Raw genomic sequence first — 21,896 nt, forward strand, 5'->3', positions numbered from 1 at the left:
CGATCCTGTCACCGTCTGTCCCGGTATGTCACTCCAGGTCCCGGCCCTCGGTCTCCGGCAGCGGCACGGCCACGACCAGCGCCACGACCAGGAACGCGGTGATGAACAGCACCGTGGACGAGAACCCGGTCGCCCGCGCCAGCAGGTAGCCGACCACCGACGGTGCGACCGAGGTGGAGATCAGCTGGGCCGCGGTCGCCCAGGAGTAGCCGGTGCCACGCAGCGCGGTCGGGTAGAACTCGCCGTTCCAGGTGTTCCAGACGCCCCACGCGCCGAGGCTGAAGAACGACAGCGCGAAGTTGGCGACGTACAGCTCGGTCAGGGTGCTGGAGCAGGCGAACAGCACCCCGCTGACCGCAGAGGCCGCCACATAGGGCAGGAAGACCTTCTTGCGGCCGAAGCGCCCGGTCAGGTAGGACGCCGAGACATAGCCCGGGATCATGAACAGCGCGCTCAGCGCCACGAAGCCCAGGCTGCTGGACATGCTCAGCCCCTTCTCCTGCAGCAGCGTGGGCAGCCAGGTCTGCAGACCCCAGTAGCCCCAGTTGAAGGCGAAGTTCACGACCAGCATGAGCACGGTGATCCGCAGCAGCCGACCCCGCAGCAGCGCCAGCGGGTTGCCGGCCCGCTCGGGCTCGACGACGGCGAACACGGTGCCCTCCGGAACCTCGGCCCCGAGGCCGAGCAGGACCTCCCGGGCTTCGGCGTGCCGGCCCCGGCCCGCCAGCCAGTACGGCGACTCGGGCACCCAGGCCCGGATCGCGAACGCCCACAGGCCCGCCAGCGCACTCGCGATGGCCACCACGTGCCAGCCCATCCCCGACAGCGCCTGGGTGACCCCCACGGCGGCGAGCACCCCGATCGGCCATCCGATCGACAGGTACACCGCCGCCCGCCCGCGCACCCGGGCCGGCAGCAGCTCCATGAAGTAGGGGAAGGTGATCGTGTAGATCCCGGCCAGCGCGATCCCGGAGAGCACCCGGCCGGCCATCAGCGTGGCGAAGTCCGGCGAGAACGCGCTCGCCAGCGCCACCATGCCGTACGAGCCGAGGCTCCACAGGCACACGGCCCGCCGCCCTATGCGGTCGGCGACCGGCCCCCAGACCAGCGAGCCGGGGATCATGCCGAGGGCCACGGCCGACAGCACCCACCCGATCCGGCCGGTGTCGAGGGCGAAGGCGTCGCCCAGGTCGGCGGACACGTAGACCAGCGCGAGCTGTTCCCACGATTCGATGACGAAGGCCATGAACAGGGCGAGGGCGATCATCACGTGGGCCCGCCCGAACGGCATGCGTTCGAAGTAGGCACCCACGGGCTGGACGTCGCCGGCCCCATCCGGGACTCCGGCGACTCCGGACTGTACTGAGACTGCGCTCATCGGCTGCCCTCCTGGCACTGGTACCGACAGGCACACCGTCGGACGCGGTGTGAATGCGAGGCACCATAAACAGGGCACCACAGCCGGAACCGTGCTCCGGGCACAGCCGACGGAGTCCCGAGTGTGCCCACAGCACGGGCAGCCTGTGCCGCGACCGCGGGGAGAGCACCGCGCCCTGGCCAAGGATGCCCACCACACCGCCGGAGACCGCCCTGGCACCTGCCCTCCCGACTCCCGAGCGCGCCGGCCCACAGGCCGCGGACGGCGTCGCGAGCGCCTCGAAGGAATCCCCGCACGGCCACTCCGGCCTCACCGGAATGGGTCAGGCCGTCGAACACCCTGCCATCACAGTCGGACACTGCAGGATGGTCTGGCAGGGCCTTCAAATTGGCCATATGGAAGGGAAGTCGGGCATCTCAGCTGGGACTACCGCGCGTGCCGGTGCCGATGGGCCGCGATCAGGTCGCGGTACCAGGCGTACGACGCCTTGGGTGTACGCACCTGGGTCTCGAAGTCGACGTGAACCAGCCCGAACCGCTGGTGGTAGCCCTCGGCCCATTCGTAGTTGTCGAGGAGGGACCAGGTGTAGTAGCCGCGGACGTCGACCCCTTCGGCGACGGCCTCGGCGAGGGCGTCGAGGTGGCCGGCGAGGTAGCTGATCCGGTCGGGGTCGTCGACGGTGCCGCCGGGGGCGGGTCGGTCGGCGACGGAGCAGCCGTTCTCGGTGATGGTGACGGGCGGGAGTGCGGCGCCGTAGCGGTCGCGGAGGCCGACGAGGAGTCCGCGCAGGCCGTCGGGGACGACCGGCCAGTCGAAGGCGGTGCGGGGGACGCCCTCGATGGGGGCTTCGGAGAAGGGGAGGCCGGGGTCGGTGGGGGCGGCGATGCGGGTGGGGTTGTAGTAGTTGACGCCGAGGCCGTCGAGGCCGGGGGCGGAGATGAGTTTCAGGTCGCCGGGCTGCACCGCGCCGCCGAGGTCCTCGGTGAGGCCGAAGGCCGACAGGTCGGGGTAGTGCCCGAGCAGCAGCGGGTCGGTGAACAGCCGGTTGTGCAGGGCGTCGTAGGCGTTGGCGGCCTCGATGTCGGCAGGGTCGTCGGTGGCCGGCCACACCGGGGTGAGGTTGTTGGCGATCATCACCTGCAGGCCGTGCTCGCGCAGCACCGCGGCCGCCAGGCCGTGGCCCAGCAGCTGGTGGTGGGCGGCGGGCAGCGCGTCGAGCATCAGCGCACGGCCGGGGGCGTGGATGCCGAGGGCGTAGCCGTACACCATGTGCACGAAGGGCTCGTTGAGGGTGATCCAGGCGGGCACGCGGTCGCCCAGGCGGTCCACCACCGCCGCGGCGTACTCGGCGAAGCGGTGTGCGGTGTCGCGGTTGAGCCAGCCGCCGCCGTCTTCGAGGGCCTGCGGGAGGTCCCAGTGGAAGAGGGTGGGCAGCGGCGCGATGCCGGCCTCCAGCAGGGCGTCGACCAGGCGCTCGTAGAAGTCCAGCCCCGCCGGGTTGACCGGCCCTGCGCCGGCGGGCTGGATGCGCGGCCAGGCGATCGAGAAGCGGTAGCCGTCCAGGCCGAGGCCCCGCATCAGGGCGATGTCCTCGGGATAGCGATGGTAGTGGTCGCAGGCCACCGCCCCGGTGTGCCCGTCCCGGACGGCGCCAGGCCGGGCGGCGAACACGTCCCAGACGGACGGGCCACGGCCGTCCTCGTCCACCGCCCCTTCGATCTGGTACGCCGCGGTGGAGGCCCCCCAGCGGAAGTCGGACGGGAGGTCGAGTCGGTTCGGCACAGCCTGACTCCCTGCATCACGGTGGCGACGGGTGAGGCGAAAAAACACGGCACAAGAACATGAGGCAACCTCATGTTAGTCCGATGCCGACGAGGCACACCAGAGGCATGCGACAGGCGCCGCGGCGCGGGGAATCCCGGACAGGTGCCGAAGGGCGGCCACCACGCCGAAACGGATCACCCGAAGCGGGCGGCCACCCCCGTGAACCCGACCCCCGATGATCTTGCTCCAGGCCAGTTATTAGCCGATCATCACAAAAGCCTCGCTCCCAGCACTAAGGTGGCCCGCATGGCAGACGTCCCGGTGGAAGCAGCACCCTCGGTCGGGGCGCTGGACGCCGTGGTGGAGCGCGCCTGCAAACCGCCCACGGGCAAGTCCCGGGCGAAGCAACTGCGGTGGGTCGCCGGTGAACTCCGCACCGCGCTGGAACGGGGCGAGCTCCCACCGGCGGCGGCCGGTTCCCTCACGGAGCTGCTGGCGCCGGACACCCTCGCCGCCTACCTGACGGCAGCCGAACTCGGCCTCCTGCGGCGCAAGCCGACCGCCCGGCCGGACCGGCCCTCCCCCGCCTCCATGAGCGTGCGGGAGGTCTGCCTGCAGATCATCGGCGCCGGAGCGGGGATCGCCGTCGTGCTTCCGGAACGCGACGTGCAGGTGGTGCTCCGGCCGGTCGTGGCAGCCCGCCCGCGCAGCATCCTCCTGGGCCACCTGGAGCGGGCGGTCCGGCCGGGCCAGTCCGAGGCCCGGAGCCGGATTCTCGCGATCATCGGTACGGTGATGGACACCGGCTGCCGCGCCGGCGAGCTGTGCCACCTGCGCGTGGGCGACGTCGATGCCCGCCGGGGCAGAATCCGCGTCACCCGGCTTCCCCAGCACCGCAATCCACAGGCCGTACCGGCCACCGAGACCGTCGCGCTGTCCGGTCCGACACAGGCCGCGATGCGACACTGGCTGACCGTCCGCAGCCGCCTGGTCGTGCGGGACGCCGCGAAGCCCGCAAGCCGGAAGAACGAGACCACCGACGCCCTGTGGGTGAGCGTCGCCCCCAGCGGGCACAGCCGGCCCGGCCTGCCGCTGCACTTCCGGGGCCTGGCCCGGGCCTACGTCCGCGAGATCCGGAGCCTGAACATCGACATGGCCGGCGAACCCGGCTGGGAGCCGATGCCGGAACGCATGGAACAGCTCCGCCGCGCGATCGAACTCGAACCCGCCGACCTCGGCGGCGTGACCGTCCTCCGCCGCACCGGCGCGTCGCATCGGTGACCACCGCCCGTCGCCCGGATGTGCCGCTCCGCGCCGGCGAGGGCTCGGCCGCCCGGACTGCACGTCAGATCCCGACAGCAGGACGGGACAGCCCGGTCCCGTGCGAGGATCGCAGGCAGGAGACCGCCGAGGAGAGGGGATGCGCCGTGTGCACCGTGTTCGTCAGCTTCGATCCCGGCTCGCCGGTGCCGGTCGTCGTCCTCGCCGCACGGGACGAGTACGCCGACCGGGCCTGGCTGCCGCCCGCCCGGCACTGGCCGGACCGGCCGCGGCTGCTGGGCGGCCTCGACCTGCTGGCGGGCGGCACCTGGCTGGCGGTCGATCCCGGCGGCGCCGGCCGCACCCCCCGCCTGTCCTGCATCCTGAACGGTTTCGGGCTCCCGGCCGACCCGGCGCACCGGCTCTCGCGCGGTGAACTGCCGCTGCTGGCCGCGGAGGGCGACGACCTCGCCGACCGGGACTGGGCGCGCTACGACCCGTTCCACCTGATCACCGCCGGGCCGGACGCGGTGTCCATGCTGGGGTGGAGCGGCACCGAGCTGACCCGCCGGGCGCTGGAGCCGGGGCTGCACGCCGTCATCAACGACGGGATGGAGGGCCTCGCCGCGCACCGCACGTCCTCGCAGCGCGCCTCGCGGATGATGGCCGCCCGGCTCGCGCACTTCCGGCCCCGGCTGGCGGCCGTCCGCCGGCCGGAGCCGCCGACCGCCCCCGTCGACGGCGCCGACGCCCCGACCGCCGAGGTGTGGGGCGACTGGCCGGCGATCGCGGACGGCGACGGGCTGGACCGCACCGATCCGGCCGCGCTCGTCCAGCACCGCGACTTCGGCACCGGGCGGATCTGGGCGACCACCTCGCTCGCGCTGGTCGGACTCGGCCGCAACGGAATCCGCTACGACTTCAACCCGGCACCCGGCAATGCCGCCTGGTACCCGGTCGACACCCGGCCGCCCATCGGCCGACCGGCGCCGGGCACGGCGTAGCCGCTTCGTCCGGTACGGGCGCCGCACCTGGACGGGGCGGCCCGTCGTGCCGGGCGGGCCGGGGTGAACAATGTCCGAAGACGCACCGGACAGGGGGACAGGATGGCCGACAGCGGCGAGGGGTTCGTCCGGGACCGGCGCGGTTGCCGGCACTGGGGCCGGTACGGCGCCGCGGGCCTCCTCCTCTGCGACGGGCCCCGGTTGCTGCTGCAGCGCCGCTCCTGGCGGGTCCACCACGGCCGCACCTGGAGCATCCCCGGCGGCGCGCTTCGAGCGGGTGAGAGCCCCTGGGACGGCGCCCGCCGCGAATGCGCCGAGGAACTCGGCGGCGTCCCGGCCCTGCAGCACCTGCACACCTTCGTGGACGACCACGGCGGCTGGGCGTACCACACCGTCGTCGCGGCCGTCGCCGAGCCGTTCCGCCCGCGTCGCGGCGACGGCGAGGGCAGCGCCCACCGGTGGTTCCTCCCCGCCGGCATCGACGCGCTCCGCCTCCACCCCGGATTCGCCGCCACCTGGCCGCGGCTGCGCGCCGAACTGACCGAGGCCGGACTCCCCACGGCCCCCGGCGACTGAGGCTCCTGCGGCCGGGGCGCCCGGACATCCGATTCACGCCAATGTCCGCGTGGAACCGGCAGCCCGGAACGGCCGCCGGAACCCCGGCACCACACGCACGGCATTCCGTCAATACCGGAATTGCGGCGCGATACTCCGCCGCTACATCGGAATCAACGGGGACAAGGGGGCACGACAGCCCGGCCGGCCGTGTCCCGACCCCGCAGTAATCGCGGAACACCCGCTCGCGCCGCGCCATTTCCGACGGTTGGCCGAAAGGGTGTGCCGACCGCCCTCATCAGGGGCTTCGCTTGGCATGACCGTTGCGGGGCTGCCTAGCATCCGGGCTGTGCATCCGCAGGAAATGGGCAGGAATCACCGCTGCCGGATTCTTCGGGTGGACAGGCTGGAATTCCGGTCCTCGAAAGGAACCTTCCCTTGCTCAAGAAACTGACCGCAGTCCTCGGTGCCGTGGCGATGGCCGGCGCCGTCTCCGTGATGTCCGCGCCGCAGGCCTCGGCCCTCGCCGCGTCACCGACCGCCCTCTGCGGCTCCGGCTACAGCGTCGTCGACTCGGAGAAGCTGATCAACCGGGAGGTGTGGACCTACCTGCTCTACAACAGCTCCACCGGCTACAACTGCGTCGTCACGGTTCGCGGCGAGAGCGGCCCCGCGGTGAAGATGTCGGCCCGTCTCCAGGTCCAGGGCAGCGCCGAGAAGAACGACACCGGCTCCTACACCAAGTACGCCGGCCCGGTGTACGCGTACGCGGCGGGCAAGTGCGTGCGGTGGGGCGGCTGGTTCAGCGAGTCCGACCAGAGCTCGTACTTCAGCGACTGGAGCCACTGCGGCTGACACCGGCCGCACCCCCGGACGCGGGCCCGGGAAGCACGCACTCCCCGGGCCCGCGCCCGTACCCGGTGTGACTGCCCGTCCGCCCCATGCCCCTGTCCCTTATTGGCGATTCGCGCCTGTACCGCCGGATGCGGCACAGTGATCCCATGAAGGCGCAGACGGGGACGGACCAGCGGCCACCGACCACGGCCGTCCGGCGGCGGCCCGTCCAGCAACGCAGCCTGGAGCGGTACGAGCGGCTGCTGGACGCCTGCGCCGGCCTGCTCGACGAGGTCGGCCCGACTGCGCTCACCACCAAGGAGGTCGCCCACCGGGCGCAGGTGCCGATCGGAACGCTCTACCAGTTCTTCTCCGGCAAGGATAGCCTGCTGGGCGCGCTGGCCGAACGGAATCTGGAGAGCTTCCTCGCCCGGCTCTCCGCCCGGATCGAGGGAGCCGCACCGGTCGGTGTCGCGGCCTTCGTCGACCTGGCGGTGGACGAGTTCGTGGCCATGAAGCGCACCGTCGCCGGCTTCGGGCACCTGGACTTCGGGCTGGTCGGCGCGGTGCCGGGCGATCTGCGGGACGACGAGCACCTGCTCGACCGCGACCTGGACAACAACGCGGCGGTGGCGGAACGGATCGGCGCCCTGGGCGGCGACCTCTTCGCCTACCCGGGCTTCGCCCTGTCCCTGCGGGTGGCACTGGAGTGCGCGGACGCCGTCCTGAAGGTGGCCTTCCGGGTGGACCCGGAGGGAGATCCGGCGCTCATCGGCGAGTGCAAGCGGATGCTGCGCGGCTACCTCGCCGAGCGCCCCGCAGTCTGAACGACCGCTCCTTAAAAGGCGATTCTTCAGGCGCCCCTGGATCGACCACCCGAGTGCCTTTGACAACAACTCCTGGAGCGGAAAAGGCGGATGCCCACCTCCGGCGAGGTGGGTATCCGCTGCCAGGTCTCCGGGTGTCAGGAAGCGAAGGCCTGGAGTTCGGACAGCTGGCCTGCGGGCCAGCCGGTGTTCCCGGTCACCGTGATCCGCAGGTGGCGGACGGAGTTGGCCGGAAGGTTGATCGTCACCGTGTTGCCGGTGGCCGGGTCGAAGGTGCGGCCGGCCGAGGCGGCCAGGGTGGTGAAGGACGTGCCGTCGGTGGAGCCGGAGACCGCGAGGGTCTGCATCCGGGTGTTCCACGCCGAGGCCGGCGGCAGCTTCAGGGTGACCTTGGACAGGCTCACCGCACAGCCGAGGTCCACCTGCACCCACTGCGGGAAGGCGTTGTTGGCGCTCTCCCAGTAGCTGTTGGCGTCACCGTCCACCACGTTGCCCGCACCGTAGGCCTGGGTCGAGCCGGAAGCGGTGGCGGCCTTGCCCTGGGCGATGTTGCCGGTGCCCGGGTTGCAGCCCGGCGTGGTGGTGGGGGTCGGCGACGGGGACGAGGTCTGGCCGCTGCCGAGGAAGGCCTGCACCTCGGAGAACTGCGCGGCCGGCCAGGCGGTGTTGCCGGTCACGGTGATCCGCAGGTGGCGGGTGGTGTTGGCGGGGAGGTCGACGGTCACCGTGTTGCCGGTGGCCGGGTCGAAGGTGCGGCCGGCCGAGGCGGCCAGGGTGGTGAAGGACGTGCCGTCGGTGGAGCCGGAGACCGCGAGGGTCTGCGTCCGGGTGTTCCACGCCGAGGCCGGCGGCAGCTTCAGGGTGACCTTGGACAGGCTCACCGCACAGCCGAGGTCCACCTGCACCCACTGCGGGAAGGCGTTGTTGGCGCTCTCCCAGTAGCTGTTGGCGTCACCGTCCACCACGTTGCCCGCACCGTAGGCCTGGTTCGAGCTGGAAGCGGTGGCGGCCTTGCCCTGGGCGATGTTGCCGGTGCCGGTCGGGCAGGTCGGCGTCGGAGAGGTGGACGGGCTGGGCGACGGCGACGAGGACTGCGAGGGGCTCGGCGAGGGGCTGGAGGTGCCCGGGTTCGAGGGCACGCCGTTGTACGTCCACACCGGGGTGGGCCAGGTGCCGCTGCAGGTGGAGCCGGTGAGGCCGGAGTTGCCGCCGCCGTCGGTGATCACGAAGCCGCTGCCCACGCAGTTGTGGATCGGGGTGGCGGACTGCGCGATGTTGGTGGCCTTCACGTTGGTGAACTTCATGGTGGCAGCGGCCTGCGCCTGGACGGCGTAGGTGCCTGCACCGTTGATGTTCACATTGGTGAAGTTGATGCCGTTCGCCGGGCCCTCGATCGTCTGGACGGCCTCGTACGAGCTGTCCAGGATGTCGGTGTCGGTGATGTTGATGGTGGCGCCGTTGATCGGCTCGTTGAGGCCGCTGAACCAGACCGCGCCGACGCCGAAGTTCCAGTTGTAGTCGCTGTTGCCGGTGCGGATCAGGGTGTTGCGGGCGGCGGTGATGGTGCCCGCCACGGCGGTGCCGCTGCCGGAGTTGACTCCCGGGTAGCGGTTGGCGATGTGCAGGCCGCCGCCGTTGGAGATGGTGTCCGACATGACGTTGTCGGAGATGGTGAAGTCGCGGCCGCCGTAGGTGACGATGTTGTTCGCCAGGATCGGCAGCACCACGGTGTTGTGGGTGAAGCTGTCGTTGGTGTTGGGCTTGTCCTGCGGCCAGGACGCGAGGCCGTCGTCGCCGGTGTTGCGGACGAAGGTGTTGGTGACCGTCGAGTTGGTGACGCCGGTGTGGAAGTTCACGCCGTCCGCGGTCTGGTCGAGGATGCGGCTGTTCTTGATGGTGAGGCGGTCCATCGGGCCGTCCATCCAGGCGCCGACCTTGGTGTGCTGCAGCCACAGGTTGTCGATGGTGGAGTTGGACATGGCGCCGCCGATGGCGTTGACCTGGTCCTCGTCGACCCGCTCGCGGATGTCGCCGATGACGGCGAAGTCCTTGAGGTTGACGTTGGTGCTGCCGCCCTGGTTCACCCACTTGCCGTAGATGCCCGCCGCGTTGGCGCGGTTGATCGGGTCGCGGCCGCCGAGCACCGAGTACCAGGGGCCGGCACCGACCAGGGTGACCCGGTCGACGACCACGTGGCTGTACAGGGTGAAGTTGCCCTGCGGGATGTAGACCGTCTTGCCCTGTGCGGCGCCCGCGTTGACCGCCGCCTGGAACTTGGCGGTGGAGTCGGTGGCGCCGGTCGGGTCGGCGCCGAAGTCGGCGACCACGTCCAGCGCGCCGGCCGGCTTGCCGATCGGCGCGGCGACCTCCTCGAAGTCCGCCAGGTCGACGGTGAAGGTCGGCGACTGGGCGGTCGACGCGACCTGCAGGCGGATCTTGGTGCCGACCGGGTAGGTCTGGCCGAGCAGCGTACGGGTCTCGTCGTAGAAGTGGTGCGGGTTGGTGTCGCCCGGGTTGTTGTTGAACGGGTAACCACCGTAGTACCAGCCGTACTTCGAGGTGACCGGGACGCTCTTCAGCTTGGCGCCGTCGACCAGCAGGTCGATCGAGGCGTCGCGGCCCTTGCCGTCCGGCGAGTCCGGGAGGCTGTAGCGGAAGTCGATCGAGTTGGCCGGCTTGGTGAGGGTGAACTCGACGTACTGGCCGACCCCGTTGAGGGTGACGGCCTGGCGGCCGGACGCCTCGGAGGGCAGGTTGCCGTACTTTCGGTCCGGGCCGATCACGATGCCGTTGGTGGCGGCGTACTCCGCCTCCTGCTCGACGAACGGCACGGTGGCGCCGCGGCCCGGGACGTTCAGCGGGGAGAGGGCGGGCACGGCGGCGGCGTGCGCGGCACCGGCGTTCGCCAGAACGGCGGTCAGCAGGCCGACGGCGCCGAGGGCGGTCGCGGTCAGGGCCGCGACGGTACGGCGTCCGCGCGGAGTGGGTGGTGGTTGCTGCATCTGCGGCTGCACATCCTTGCCGGTCGTGGGGGTGCTCCGGGTGGGGGCAAGTGCCCGGCCGCCGCGCCGCGCTGACGTCGTGTCGGCGCAGCCCGCGGCTTCCCGCCGGGCGTGGTGAGACTACGAGGCCGCAGCGCAGGAAGTCCATACCCGTGCGCAAAAAACCGATCGAAGCATGCAATTTCGATGCTGCATGGCGGCAAGGAAGTGATCAGCGGCGGGACCTGGGAGGTTGGGCCCGATCTGCCCCCATTGCGTGCGTCCGGAGCGCGCCGCAGAGTGGAAGCACAGTTCAGTGCCGAGAGTCACCGAGGAGCATGATCATGCAAGCCACCGTAGGCGACCGGCTCCACATCCACAGCAAGTCCGTCGGCATGGTGGACCGCAAGGGCGAGATCATCGAAGTCCGCGGCGCCGACGGCGAGCCCCCGTACCTGGTCCACTTCGAGGACGGCCACGACGGGTTGGTCTACCCCGGCCCCGACTGCGTCATCGAGCACCAGCAGGAACGCCGCTAAGGGATTGCCCCCGCCCCCGCTGCCGGGCCCGCTGGCCCACCTGGCCCCACTGCTGGACGACTACGGGTATCTGGCAGTGGGCCTGCTGGTGCTGCTCGACAACTGCGGCATTCCCGTCCCCGGCCAGACCGTCCTGGTGCTCGCCGCCGTCTACGCGGGCACCGGGCGGATGTCCATCGCCGCGGTGGTCGCCATCGCGGTCGCGGCGGCCGTCGTCGGCGACTGCCTCGGCTACCTGATCGGCCGCACCGGCGGACACGCCTTCGTCCACCGGTGGGGCCGTTACGTCGCGCTCACCCCGGCTCGGACGGCACGTGCCCAGGGCTTCTTCGAGCGCAACGGCGGCAAGGTGGTGACCGTCGCCCGGTTCGTCGACGGTCTGCGCCAGACCAACGGCATCATCGCCGGCACCACCGGGATGGCCTGGCGGCGCTTCCTGCCCGCCAACATCGCCGGGGCCGTGCTCTGGGTGGGCGTCTGGGCCACCCTCGGCTACGTCCTGGGCACCGACATCGGCGCCCTCTACGAACGCGCCCTGCGCTACCAGGTGTACCTGCTGGTCGCACTGGGCGCGCTCGCCGCCCTCCTGGTGCTGCGGACGGTACTGCGGCGGCGCCGCGAGCGGGCGGCGGCCGGGCCCGCGGACGGCCGGGACACCGACGGCCCGGGCACCGACGGCCCGGGCACCGACGGCCCCGGCACGAGCGGTCGGGACACGGCAGGCCCGGGCACGGACGGACGGGGTACCTACGGCCCTGCGGCCGGCTCCCCCGCGGACGGCGACCCGCCCCCGCACGGACCCGGCAGGGGCGGGTCGTGCGGGGGCGGGTCGGACAGCAGCGACTCGGGCGGCGGTCAGCCCAGCGGGATGACCTCGAAGGGCGACGCGTAGCGCGTCCCGAGCCGCTCGCCGGCCATCGCACCGAAGGTCTCCAGCGTGCCGCGGGCGTCCGCCATGTCGCCGCCGAGCCCCTCCAGGTAGGCCCGGTGGGCCTTCAGCGACGCCACACCGGCCTCGAAGAAGTCGGTGGTGTCCACCGCGTGCCGCGCGTCCGGCGAGGCGGCCGCCCACAGTTGCCGGACGCCGTTCCACGGCTCGAGGCCCTCGTCGACCAGCTCCCGGAAGACCCAGCGGTTTCCCGCGTCCCGGACGGCGTCCAGGGTGGCCCGGCCGACCGCGATGTGGTCCGCCTGGTTGGGCCACATCCCGCCGTAGGTCTCACGGAAGTTGGTGGTGATCACGATCTCCGGCCGGTGCCGCCGGATCGCCCGGGCGATGTCCCGGCGCAGCGGCAGGCCGTACTCGACGACGCCGTCCGGGTGGCCGAGGAAGTCGACCACCTCGACACCGACCAGCTTCGCCGAGGCGATCTGCTCGGCCTCGCGGACGCCGCGGCAGGTCTCCGGGTCCATGGAGTCGATGCCGGCCTCGCCGCTGGTGGCCATCGCGTAGACGACGCGCTTGCCCTGGGACGTCCAGCGGGCGACGGCCGCCGCGGCGCCGTACTCCATGTCGTCCGGGTGGGCGACGACGGCGAGCGCGGTGTGCCAGTCCTCGACGACCGGCTCGAGCGGGGGTGGTGCCTGGTCCGCCATGATCAGTCGGCGCTCCTGATCGAGTAGTTGAAGTCGGTGTGGCCGTAGTGCCGCATCAGCCGCAGCCAGAACGGCATGAGCATCTCGACGCCGCGGGCCGCGGTGATGTCGCCGAGGTCGACGATGTCCTCTCCGGGCCAGCCGAACTGCTCCAGCACGCCGCGCACCAGGGTCTTCGCCTCGGCGTCGTCGCCCGCCACGAACAGCTGGTGCGGGCCGGGCACCCGGCCCGGGTCGACCATCAGCGGGGCGGAGAGGGTGTTGAGCGCCTTCACCACCCGGGTCTCGGGGAACTCCCGCTGGAGCTGCTCGCCGACGCTGTCGGTGTTCACCGGGGCGAGGGTGACCTCGCCGGTGGGCGAGAAGACCAGCGGGTTGGAGACGTCGATCAGCACCTTGCCCGCGAGGCGCTCGGCGCCGGCCAGGCGCAGCGCGTCCAGCGACACCGTGCCGGCGGTGGCGTTGACGACCACCTCGCCGAACTCCGCGGCGTCGGCGAAGGTGCCGGCGTGGCCGTGCGGGCCGGACTGGTCCGCCCAGGCGAGCGCCGCGGTGTTGTCCTTGGTGCGCGAGCCGAGGGTGACCTCGTGGCCCAGCGCGACGAGTTTGGTGGCCAGGGTGCGGCCCACCGTGCCCGTGCCGATGATCCCGAATCGCATCGCTCGTTCTCCCGTCAGGGGTCGCTTCGTTGGCCGAGTACGCAGAACTCGTTGCCCTCCGGGTCTGCGAGGACGACCCAGGGTGCCCCGCCCTGTCCGACGTCGGCGCGGCGGGCGCCGAGGGCGAGCAGGCGCTCGACCTCGGCGGCCTGGTCGTCCGGCCGGAAGTCCAGGTGGAGGCGGTTCTTCAGCTGCTTGCGTTCGGGCACCGGGAGGAAGACCAGGCCGGGCAGGGTGTCCGCGGACGGGCGGATCTCGAACTCGTCGGCGTCGTCGTTGACCACCACCCAGCCGAGGGCCGAGGCCCACCAGCGGCCCAGCGCCACCGGATCGGCGGAGTCGACGACGACCTGCTCCCACTCCAGTGCCATGGTCGCACCATAGTCCACCCGAGCTGACGGGGCATCATCCCCCGCCGCCCGCGGCCCGATCGGCCTCGGACCAGCGGTGACGCAGCCGTTCCGCCTCGTCACGCAGGGCTTCCAAAAGGGCGCGGGCATTGGCGGAATCGCTGGTGCGCAGGGCGGCGACCCCGATCCTCCGGGCGAGCTGTGGGCCGTCGACGGCGCGCACCGCGAGGTCGTCCCGGTGCGCGCCGAGACCGAGCCGGGGCAGCAGGGCGACGCCGATCCCGGCGGCCACGAAGCCCTGGAGGACGCCGTAGTCGTCGGTGCGCAGCACCGGGACGGGCTCGAAGCCGTCCTCGGCGCAGGCCCGGACCAGCACCCGGTCCACCGGGTCCGACTCGCTGACGCCGAGGATCCAGCCCTCGTCGCGGAGCGCGGCCAGCGGCACCCGGGCGCGGACGGCCTGCGGGTGGTCGGCGGGCAGCACCAGCTGCAGCGGGTCCTCCAGCAGCGGGTGGACGACGAACTCCTCGCCGAGGTCGAGGCCGCCGTCCGGCCGCGAGTAGACCAGTGCGAGCTGCAGCTGGTGGCTGCGCAGGCCCGCGAGCAGGGCCGGCAGCTCGCCCTCGGTGAGGGCCAGGTGCACGCCGCTGCGGTGCAGGGTGCGGACGGCCGGCGGCAGCAGCAGGGCGCCCGCGGTCGGGAAGGTGCCCACGCGGAGCGTCGACGCGCCGCGCTCCACCAGGTCGGCGATCTCCCGCTCGGCGACCCTGATCCGGCCCAGCACCGCCTCGGCGTGCGGCAGCAGGGCGAGTCCGGCCTCGGTGAGGACGGCCCCACGGGCGCCGCGGTGCACCAGTGGAGTGCGGAAGTGCGCCTCCAGCGTGGCCAGGTGGTGGCTGACCGTGGGCTGGCTGTGCCGCAGGGCGCGGCCTGCGGCGGCGAGCGAGCCCTCGCGGGCGATCGCGCGGAGCACCTGGAGGTGCCGGAGTTCGAGCACGGCGGGGCCTCGGCTATCGACGTTTTCTGGAGATGTCCAGAAAACTACCGGGTTCCTCGATGGCCGGCGCGGTGCGACGGTCGAGGGGTGAGCACCATGACCCTCCCCGTCTCCGCCGCCGCCGCGGCCTCCGCCGACCCGGCGCAGCTGCACGCCCCGTACGCCGAGGCCGTGCGGCGCAGCACCGCCGGCGACTGGCTGCGGCTGAACGTCCCCGGCCACGCCGCCGACCCCGACCGCTTCGCCGGGCTGGCCGGCCACCTCGGCGAACAGGTGCTGCGCCTGGACGTGCCGCCGCTGCTGGAGGGCATCGACCTGGGCCCGGACAACCCGATGGAGCAGGCGCTGCGGCTGGCCGCCGACGCGTGGGGCGCCCGGCGGACGTGGTTCCTGACCAACGGCGCCTCGCAGGGCAACCGGATCGCCGCCCTGGTCGCCCAGGCCCTCGGCCGGACGCTGGTCGTCCAGCGCAGCGTGCACTCCAGCGTCGTGGACGGCCTGGTGCTGTCCGGCCTCGGCGCGGCCTTCGTGCAGCCGTCGGTCGACCGGCGGACCGGCATCGCGCACGGCGTGTCGGCCGGGGACCTCGCGGTCGCGCTCGCCCGGCACCCGCAGGCCGCGGCCGCCTACGTGGTCACCCCGAGCTACTTCGGCGCGGTCGCCGACGTCGCCGCTCTCGCCAGGGTCGCGCACACGGCCGGGGTGCCGCTGATCGTGGACGAGGCCTGGGGCTCGCACTTCGGCTTCCACCCGGACCTGCCCGCGAACGCCCTCGCCCAGGGCGCCGACCTGGTGGTGTCCAGCACCCACAAGCTCGGCGGGGCGCTCACCCAGGCCGCCATGCTGCACCTCGGCGAAGGCCCGTTCGCGGACCGGCTGGAGCCGCTGGTGGAGCGGGTGTTCCACCTGACCCAGTCGACCAGCGCGAGCGCCCTGCTGCTCGCCTCGCTGGACGAGGCCCGGCGGGCGCTGGTCTGCGGACGCGACGGCATCTCGGCCTCGCTGGCGGCCGCCGAGGCGATGCGGGCGGCGGTCCGCGCCGGCGGGCGGTTCAGGGTGGTCAGCGACGGCTTCGGACGCTTCCGGGACATCGTGGCCGCCGACCCGCTGCGGGTGTCCGTGGACGTCCGGGCGGGCGGCATCACCGGGCACGAGGCACGGCGCCGGCTGATGCAGGAGCACGGCGTGCTGGTGGAGGTCGCCACCGACGCCGCCGTGGTCGCCGTGGTCGGGGCCGGCGCAGGGCCGGACGCCGAGCGGTTCGCCGCGGCGCTGCACGCGCTGCCGGCGGAGGCCGGGGTCTCCGGGCGCCCGCTGGACCTCGTGCTGCCGGAGCCGGGGCCGGTACGGATGACCGCCCGCGAGGCCTTCCTGTCCCCCGGCCGGCCGGTACCCGCCGCCGAGGCTGTCGGGCGGGTGTCCGCCGACACCCTCTCCGCCTACCCGCCGGGGATTCCGAACGTCCTGCCCGGCGAGGAGATCACCGCCGACCTGGTCGACTTCCTGCAGAACGTGGCAGCGGCCCCCACCGGCCACGTCCGCGGCGCCGCCGACCCGGCCGTGGCCACCCTCCGCATCGTCGAACCCTGACGGGGTGCACCGGACGCACCGGGCGGGGCACCACCAGGGGTGCCCCCGGCGCGTACAACTTCAGGAGACTGCGCGCTTGACGAGGTCGGCGAGCCTGGCCTCGTCGGCGGGGGTGAGGTCGGCCAGGGCGTAGGTGGTCGGCCACATGGTGCCGTCGTCGAGGTTGGCCAGGTCGCTGAAGCCGAAGGTCGCGTACCGGGTCTTGAACTTCTGGGCGCTCTGGAAGAAACAGACCACCTTGCCGTCCTTGGCGTACGCGGGCATCCCGTACCAGAGCTTCGGCGCGAGCTCCGGCGCACCGGCCTTGACGACGGCGTGGATGCGTTCGGCCATGGTGCGGTCCGACTCCTGCATCTCGGCGATCTTCTCGAGCACGGCGGCCTCCGTCTCCGCCGCCTTCTCGGCACGCGAGCCGCGGCGGGCGGCCGCCTTCAGCTCCTTGGCGTGCTCCTTCATGGCCTCCCGCTCGTCGGCCGTGAAGCCGTCGAAGGTGCCCTCGGTCTTCTTGGTGTCGTTCATGGCTGGTGTCCTTCCGGGTCGGGGTGCAGGTCGTGGGTGGGCAGGATTTTCATGCTAGGGACGTGCTGCGGTGCGGGCCCGTCAGCCCCAGGCGCCGGCGATCTGGCGCGTCGTGGCGTTGAGCCGGTTGAACAGGTTGGTGACGCCGGTCATCAGGACGATCGCGGCGAGCTGCTTCTCGTCGTAGTGGGTGGCGGCCGCGTCCCAGATCTCGTCGCTCACCGCGTCGGGGCGGTCGGCCAGCCGCGTCGCCGCCTCGGCCAGGGCGAGGGCCGCCCGCTCCGCGTCGGTGAAGTACGGGGCCTCCCGCCAGGCGGCGACCGCGGCCAGGCGCTCGTCGCTCACCCCGGCCCTGCGGGCCGACTTGGCGCCGCCGTCGACGCAGGCGCTGCAGCCGTTGATCTGGCTGGTCCTCAGGTGCACCAGCTCGAGCGTCTGTCCGTCCACGCCGCCCGAGTGCACGGCCTTGAACAGCTCCTGGATGGACTGCATCGCGCCCGGCAGCACGGCGGCGGGGTTCTGCATGCGGGACTGCATCTCGATCTGCTCCTTCGGTCGGTGCCCCGTCCTTGCGGGGTGTGAGTACATTCCAGCCGGGCCGGGCCGCCCCGGCGAGGGCCGTGGGACACCGTGGGACACCCGGAACGGCCTTGATCAGCGGCGACCCGGCCGGGGAGACTTCTGCCGGAACGGGACAGTGCGAGACGGGGGGCCGATGGACATGCAGGAGCAGGCGGCGCAGGCAGGACCGCTGGAGGAGCTGGCCGAACGGCTGCGGCTGCTCCAGGAGTTGTCCGGGCTCGGGGTACGGGCCCTGGCGCGGGACACCGGCCTCAGCTCGTCGTCCCTGTCGCGGTACCTCAACGGCCGGACCGTGCCGCCGTGGCCCGCGGTGGTCGCCCTCTGCCGCATCGCCAAGCGCGACCCGCGCCCGCTGCGCCCGCTGTGGGAGCGTTCCTCGAACCCCCTGCCGGCGCCGCCGAAGAGCAGCCGCCAGGTGCAGCCGCGGCCCCGCAACGATCTGCCGCGCGACCTGCCGGACTTCACCGGGCGCGAGGCCGAACTGGCCGCCGTGTTCGCCGCGGTGGAGAGCCACGGGGTGGTCGCCGTCGACGGCATGGCCGGCGTCGGCAAGAGTTCCCTTACGGTGCACGCCGCGCACCGGCTCTCCGACCGGTTCCCGGACGCCCAGCTGTACGTGAACCTGCACGGGTTCACCGAGGGCCGGGAGCCGCTCGATCCCGACTCCGCCCTGCGGATGCTGCTGGGCGCGCTGGACGTCCCGTCCGAGCGGGTCCCGCAGGAGGGCGTCGAGCAGCTGGCGGCGTGCTGGCGGTCGGAGCTCGCCGGCCGGCGGGCCGTCGTCGTCCTCGACAACGCCGCCGACGCGGAGCAGGTCCGTCCGCTGCTGCCGGGCGCCGGGCCGTCCGTCGCCCTGATCACGAGCCGCAACCGGCTGGTGGGCCTCGACGAGGTGCCGCCGGTGTCACTGGACGTACTGAGCCCGCAGGAGAGCGCGGAGCTGCTGGCCCGGGCCAGCGGCGACCCCGGCGGCCCCGGCAGCCGGCTGGGCCGCGACCCGGAGTCCGCCGCCGAGGTGCTGCGGCTGTGCGGCCGCCTGCCGCTGGCCCTGCGGCTGGCCGCGGCCCGGCTGCGGCACCGGCCGGGCTGGACGGTGGGCATCCTGGTCGAGCGGATGTCGCAGGGCGTGGACGAGTTCGACGCCGCATGCGCCATGTCCGTACGGCAGTTGGACCGGGCCCAGGCCAGGCTGTTCCGGCTGCTGGGCCTGCTGCCCGGGGCGTCCTTCGACGAGTACGTGGCGGCCGCCGCCGCCGACATGCCGCTGAACAGCGCCCGGGCGGTGCTGGAGGACCTGCTCGACGCCCACCTCGTGGAGCAGCCCACGGCCGGCCGCTACCGCCTGCACGACCTGGTCCGCGGGTACGCGCGCCGGGCCTGCGGGCAGCAGGACCAGCCGGCCGAGCTGGAGCGGGCGCTGGGCCGGGTGCTCGACTTCTACGTGCACGCGGCGGCAGCCGCCGACTCCGCGATGCCGTTCCTGTCCTCCGGCCGGTCGCCCTCCGCAGGCAGGCCCCCGGCCGCACTGCCGCAGTTCGCGGACAAGCACGCGGCCCTCGGGTGGCTCGCCTCGGAGTACGAGAACATGATCGCCGCCTTCGAAACGGCCGCGGCCGTCGGGGCCGACGTGCACGTCTGCGAGCTGCCGCGGTTCCTGCGGGCGTACTTCGCGCGGCGCTGCGGCACCACGCACCTCAACGTCCTCTTCGAACGGTCGCTGGCCGCCGCCGAACGGCTCGGCGATCCGAGGCAACTGGGCGAGGCCCACAGCGATCTGGGCTTCGCCCGCTACAACGCGGGACGGATGGCGGAGGCCGGCGCCGCGTACGAGGCCGCGCTGCCGCAGCTGTCCCGGGTCGGGGACGTCCGCTCCGAGGCCGAACTGGCCGTGCGGCGCGGGTATCTGCGATGGGACGAGGGGCACGTCGAGGAACCGCTCGAACTCTTCCGGCTGGCAGGGAAGTTGTACGAGCAGGACGGCTGCCCTGCGGGTGCCGCCCATGCGGCCGCGGCGGAGGCGTGGGCGCTGCTGCAGCTGGGGCACCGCGAGGAGGCGGCGCAGCGCCCGGGAGGGCCCGGGCTGGACGTCCCCCACACCGACCCCGCATGGCCGCCCACGCTGACGGCCCGGATCACCCTCGGGGTGGCCGTCGCCCGGGAGGCGCCCGACGAGGCGGTGGAGCACCTGCACCGGGCGCTGGAGCTGTCCCGCGAGGACAGGCACCTGCACAACGAGGCGTGGTGCCTCAACTGCCTCGGCGTCGCCCTGCGGCAGATGGGCCGCTACGAGGAGGCCCTGGCCCGCCACCGGGAGGCGTTCGCCCTGCTGGACGAACTCTTCGAGGAGCACTGGAAGATCCGCTTCCTCAACGCCTACGCCGAAACCTGCCGGCTCGCCGGCCTGCCCGAGGAGGCCCTGCGACTCCACCGGCAGGCCCTCGAGTTGGCCCCCCGACTGGGCCACCGCCACGAGGAGGAACTCGCCCACCGGGGCATCGCCGCCATCCTCCAGGACGGTTAGGCACCGCCGAGGGGCGCGGGGAACTGCACGGTTCTCCCCCGGCCTTCGGCCGGGAGGTGCCCCCACGCGCCCCTGTTTGTCACTCGGTTATTCGACGGTGACGGACTTGGCCAGGTTGCGGGGCTTGTCGACGTCGCGGCCGAGGGCGACGGCGGCGTGGTAGGCCAGCAGCTGGAGGGGGATGTTGAGGAGCAGCGGGTCGAGTTCGGGCTCGCTCTTGGGGACGACGATGCAGTGGTCGGCGAGCTTGGTCTCGGGGGCGCGGTGGGCGATGGCGAGGACGCGGCCGGAGCGGGCCTTGATCTCGCCGAGGGTGGTGAGGTTCTTGTCGAGGAGCTCGTCGTCGGGGACGAGGGCGACGGTGGGGAGTTCGGGGCTGATCAGCGCGAGCGGGCCGTGCTTGAGCTCGCTGGCGGGGTACGCCTCGGCGTGGACGTAGCTGATCTCCTTGAGCTTCTGGGCGCCCTCGCGGGCGACCGGGTACCCGCGGACGCGGCCGATGAACATCATTCCGGAGTTGTCGGCGTACTCGGCGGCGAGCTTGGCGATCTCGTCCTGCTGGTCGAGAATCTGCCGGATGTGGTCGGGCAGGGCCTTGAGGGCGGCGACGATGCGGCGGCCGTCGGCGGGCGACAGGTCGTGGATGCGGCCGAAGTGCAGGGCGAGCAGGGCGAAGGCGATCACCGTGGAGGTGAAGGCCTTGGTGGAGGCTACCGAGATCTCCGGGCCGGCGTGCAGGTAGATGCCGCCGTCGCACTCGCGGGCGATGGCGCTGCCGACGGTGTTGACGACGCCGAGGACGCGGCCGCCCTTGCGCTTGATCTCCTGGACGGCGGCGAGGGTGTCGTAGGTCTCGCCGGACTGGCTGACCGCGACGTAGAGGGTGTCGGCCTCGATGACGGGGTTGCGGTAGCGGAACTCGGAGGCGGGCTCGCTGTGGGCGGGGATGCGGGCGAGTTCCTCGATGAGCTGGGCGCCCATCTCGCCGGCGTAGTAGGCGGAGCCGCAGCCGAGGATCTTGACCCGGCGGATCTCGCGGAGTTCGCGGGCGTCGAGGTTGAGGCCGCCGAGGTGGGCGGTGGCGAAGCGCTCGTCGAGGCGGCCGGAGAGGGTGCGCTCGACGGCGGCGGGCTGCTCGTGGATCTCCTTGAGCAGGTAGTGCTCGTAGCCGCCGGTGTCGTAGGAGGCGACCTCCCAGTCGACGGTGGACGGCTGGCGGGTGACGGTGCGGGCGTCCTCGGTGAAGGTGCGGAAGCCGTCGGCGCGCAGGACGGCGAGTTCGCCGTCCTCGAGGTGGACGACCTGGCGGGTGTAGCGGACGAGGGCGGCGACGTCGGAGGCGGCGAACATCTCCTTCTCGCCGAGGCCGAGGACGATCGGGCTGCCGTTGCGGGCCACGACGATGCGGTCGGGCTGGCGGGCGTCGACGACGGCGATGCCGTAGGTGCCGACGACGTGCTTGAGGGCGGCGCGGACGGCGTCCTCGAGCTCGGTGCCCTCGATGCGGTGGGCGGCGATCAGGTGGGCGAGGACCTCGGTGTCGGTCTCGGAGGAGAAGACGGCGCCCTCGGCGGTGAGCTTGGCGCGCAGTTCGTCGGCGTTCTCGATGATGCCGTTGTGGACGACGGCGATGTTCTCGGCGTTGTCGACGTGCGGGTGGGCGTTGGCGTCGCTGGGCTCGCCGTGGGTGGCCCAGCGGGTGTGGCCGATGCCGGTGGTGCCCTTGAAGCGGGCGGGGACGGCGGCGGCGAGGTCGGCGACGCGGCCCTTCGCCTTGCAGACCTTCAGTGCGCCCTGCTTGCCGGTGACAGCGACGCCGGCCGAGTCGTAACCGCGGTACTCCAGTCGCTGCAGGCCTTCCAGCAGGAAGGCGGTCGCGTCCTTGGGGCCGATGTAGGCCACGATTCCGCACATGGGTGGGACTCCTTCGGTTTCACAGC

Annotated in this window: 19 protein-coding genes and 1 pseudogene; 9 read left to right on the top strand and 11 right to left on the bottom strand. The window is 72.7% G+C overall.

All coding sequences use genetic code 11. The annotated features are described in order from the left end of the window. Positions 1-28: 28 nt before the first annotated feature. Both ACQ614_RS06255 and ACQ614_RS06260 read right to left on the bottom strand, forming a co-directional pair. Complete coding sequence (locus ACQ614_RS06255) at positions 29-1,378, bottom strand: MFS transporter (protein ID WP_431677270.1); 1,350 nt, start codon at positions 1,376-1,378, stop codon at positions 29-31. Between the two features lie 426 nt (positions 1,379-1,804). Then, positions 1,805-3,160 carry a GH1 family beta-glucosidase gene (locus ACQ614_RS06260; RefSeq protein WP_431677272.1) on the bottom strand — a complete coding sequence of 452 codons (1,356 nt, stop codon included), beginning with the start codon at positions 3,158-3,160 and terminating at the stop codon, positions 1,805-1,807. Positions 3,161-3,448: 288 nt separating this feature from the next. On the opposite strand from ACQ614_RS06260, the gene ACQ614_RS06265 reads away from it, so the two are divergent. The 5 genes from ACQ614_RS06265 to ACQ614_RS06285 all read left to right on the top strand — a co-directional run bounded on the left by ACQ614_RS06265 (position 3,449) and on the right by ACQ614_RS06285 (position 7,622). Next, positions 3,449-4,423 carry a site-specific integrase gene (locus tag ACQ614_RS06265; RefSeq protein ID WP_431677274.1) on the top strand — a complete coding sequence of 325 codons (975 nt, stop codon included), beginning with the start codon at positions 3,449-3,451 and terminating at the stop codon, positions 4,421-4,423. A 146-nt stretch (positions 4,424-4,569) separates the two neighbouring features. Beyond that, the gene (locus ACQ614_RS06270) at positions 4,570-5,406 is read left to right on the top strand and encodes an NRDE family protein (RefSeq protein WP_431677276.1); all 837 of its coding nucleotides are present in this window, start codon (positions 4,570-4,572) and stop codon (positions 5,404-5,406) included. Between the two features lie 102 nt (positions 5,407-5,508). Then, a complete protein-coding gene (locus ACQ614_RS06275) occupies positions 5,509-5,982 on the top strand; it encodes an NUDIX domain-containing protein (RefSeq protein ID WP_431677278.1) in 474 nt (157 codons plus the stop codon). A 417-nt stretch (positions 5,983-6,399) separates the two neighbouring features. Next, a complete protein-coding gene (locus tag ACQ614_RS06280) occupies positions 6,400-6,816 on the top strand; it encodes an acetyltransferase (protein ID WP_431677280.1) in 417 nt (138 codons plus the stop codon). Positions 6,817-6,962: 146 nt separating this feature from the next. Next, the gene (locus tag ACQ614_RS06285) at positions 6,963-7,622 is read left to right on the top strand and encodes a TetR family transcriptional regulator (protein ID WP_431677282.1); all 660 of its coding nucleotides are present in this window, start codon (positions 6,963-6,965) and stop codon (positions 7,620-7,622) included. A gap of 137 nt (positions 7,623-7,759) precedes the next feature. On the opposite strand, the gene ACQ614_RS06290 is transcribed toward ACQ614_RS06285, so the two are convergent. Further along, on the bottom strand, positions 7,760-8,257 hold the full coding sequence (locus ACQ614_RS06290) for a discoidin domain-containing protein (protein WP_431683831.1): 498 nt from the start codon (positions 8,255-8,257) through the stop codon (positions 7,760-7,762). Next, a pseudogene (locus ACQ614_RS06295) lies at positions 8,246-10,624 on the bottom strand (discoidin domain-containing protein); the annotation flags it as partial. The gene ACQ614_RS06290 and the pseudogene ACQ614_RS06295, both read right to left, overlap by 12 nt. Before the next feature lie 323 nt (positions 10,625-10,947). Here ACQ614_RS06295 and ACQ614_RS06300 point away from each other — a divergent pair. Together ACQ614_RS06300 and ACQ614_RS06305 are read left to right on the top strand one after the other, a co-directional pair. Beyond that, positions 10,948-11,142 carry a DUF1918 domain-containing protein gene (locus ACQ614_RS06300; protein ID WP_431677284.1) on the top strand — a complete coding sequence of 65 codons (195 nt, stop codon included), beginning with the start codon at positions 10,948-10,950 and terminating at the stop codon, positions 11,140-11,142. A 4-nt stretch (positions 11,143-11,146) separates the two neighbouring features. Then, the gene (locus ACQ614_RS06305) at positions 11,147-12,034 is read left to right on the top strand and encodes a DedA family protein (protein WP_431677286.1); all 888 of its coding nucleotides are present in this window, start codon (positions 11,147-11,149) and stop codon (positions 12,032-12,034) included. On the opposite strand, the gene ACQ614_RS06310 is transcribed toward ACQ614_RS06305, so the two are convergent. Genes ACQ614_RS06310 through ACQ614_RS06325 form a run of 4 tightly spaced genes read right to left on the bottom strand, consistent with a single transcriptional unit; the run spans position 11,998 to position 14,744 of the window. After that, positions 11,998-12,738: a PIG-L deacetylase family protein gene (locus ACQ614_RS06310; RefSeq protein WP_431677288.1), complete on the bottom strand. Its 741-nt coding sequence runs from the start codon at positions 12,736-12,738 to the stop codon at positions 11,998-12,000. The two genes, ACQ614_RS06305 and ACQ614_RS06310, sit on opposite strands and share 37 nt — an antisense overlap. Positions 12,739-12,740: 2 nt before the next feature. Beyond that, positions 12,741-13,397 carry an NADPH-dependent F420 reductase gene (locus tag ACQ614_RS06315; protein WP_431677290.1) on the bottom strand — a complete coding sequence of 219 codons (657 nt, stop codon included), beginning with the start codon at positions 13,395-13,397 and terminating at the stop codon, positions 12,741-12,743. Between the two features lie 14 nt (positions 13,398-13,411). After that, positions 13,412-13,768 carry a VOC family protein gene (locus ACQ614_RS06320; RefSeq protein WP_431677292.1) on the bottom strand — a complete coding sequence of 119 codons (357 nt, stop codon included), beginning with the start codon at positions 13,766-13,768 and terminating at the stop codon, positions 13,412-13,414. A gap of 34 nt (positions 13,769-13,802) precedes the next feature. Then, positions 13,803-14,744 (bottom strand): LysR substrate-binding domain-containing protein, encoded by a 942-nt coding sequence (locus ACQ614_RS06325; protein ID WP_431677294.1) that lies wholly within the window; start codon positions 14,742-14,744, stop codon positions 13,803-13,805. Positions 14,745-14,840: 96 nt separating this feature from the next. On the opposite strand from ACQ614_RS06325, the gene ACQ614_RS06330 reads away from it, so the two are divergent. Then, positions 14,841-16,334: an aminotransferase class I/II-fold pyridoxal phosphate-dependent enzyme gene (locus tag ACQ614_RS06330; protein ID WP_431683832.1), complete on the top strand. Its 1,494-nt coding sequence runs from the start codon at positions 14,841-14,843 to the stop codon at positions 16,332-16,334. 60 nt (positions 16,335-16,394) lie between these two features. Here ACQ614_RS06330 and ACQ614_RS06335 read toward each other — a convergent pair whose 3' ends face one another. Both ACQ614_RS06335 and ACQ614_RS06340 read right to left on the bottom strand, forming a co-directional pair. Further along, a complete protein-coding gene (locus tag ACQ614_RS06335) occupies positions 16,395-16,853 on the bottom strand; it encodes an iron chaperone (RefSeq protein ID WP_431677296.1) in 459 nt (152 codons plus the stop codon). A gap of 81 nt (positions 16,854-16,934) precedes the next feature. Next, entirely contained in the window at positions 16,935-17,390 is a 456-nt protein-coding gene (locus tag ACQ614_RS06340) for a carboxymuconolactone decarboxylase family protein (RefSeq protein ID WP_431677298.1), read from the bottom strand. Positions 17,391-17,568: 178 nt separating this feature from the next. Between ACQ614_RS06340 and ACQ614_RS06345 the strand changes: the two genes are divergently transcribed. Then, the gene (locus ACQ614_RS06345) at positions 17,569-19,956 is read left to right on the top strand and encodes a tetratricopeptide repeat protein (protein WP_431677300.1); all 2,388 of its coding nucleotides are present in this window, start codon (positions 17,569-17,571) and stop codon (positions 19,954-19,956) included. Positions 19,957-20,043: 87 nt separating this feature from the next. Here ACQ614_RS06345 and glmS read toward each other — a convergent pair whose 3' ends face one another. Continuing rightward, complete coding sequence (gene glmS, locus ACQ614_RS06350) at positions 20,044-21,870, bottom strand: glutamine--fructose-6-phosphate transaminase (isomerizing) (protein WP_363491910.1); 1,827 nt, start codon at positions 21,868-21,870, stop codon at positions 20,044-20,046. Positions 21,871-21,896: the final 26 nt, after the last annotated feature.

It is taken from the genome of Kitasatospora dryopteridis (assembly GCF_050749075.1).
Taxonomy (GTDB): domain Bacteria; phylum Actinomycetota; class Actinomycetes; order Streptomycetales; family Streptomycetaceae; genus Kitasatospora.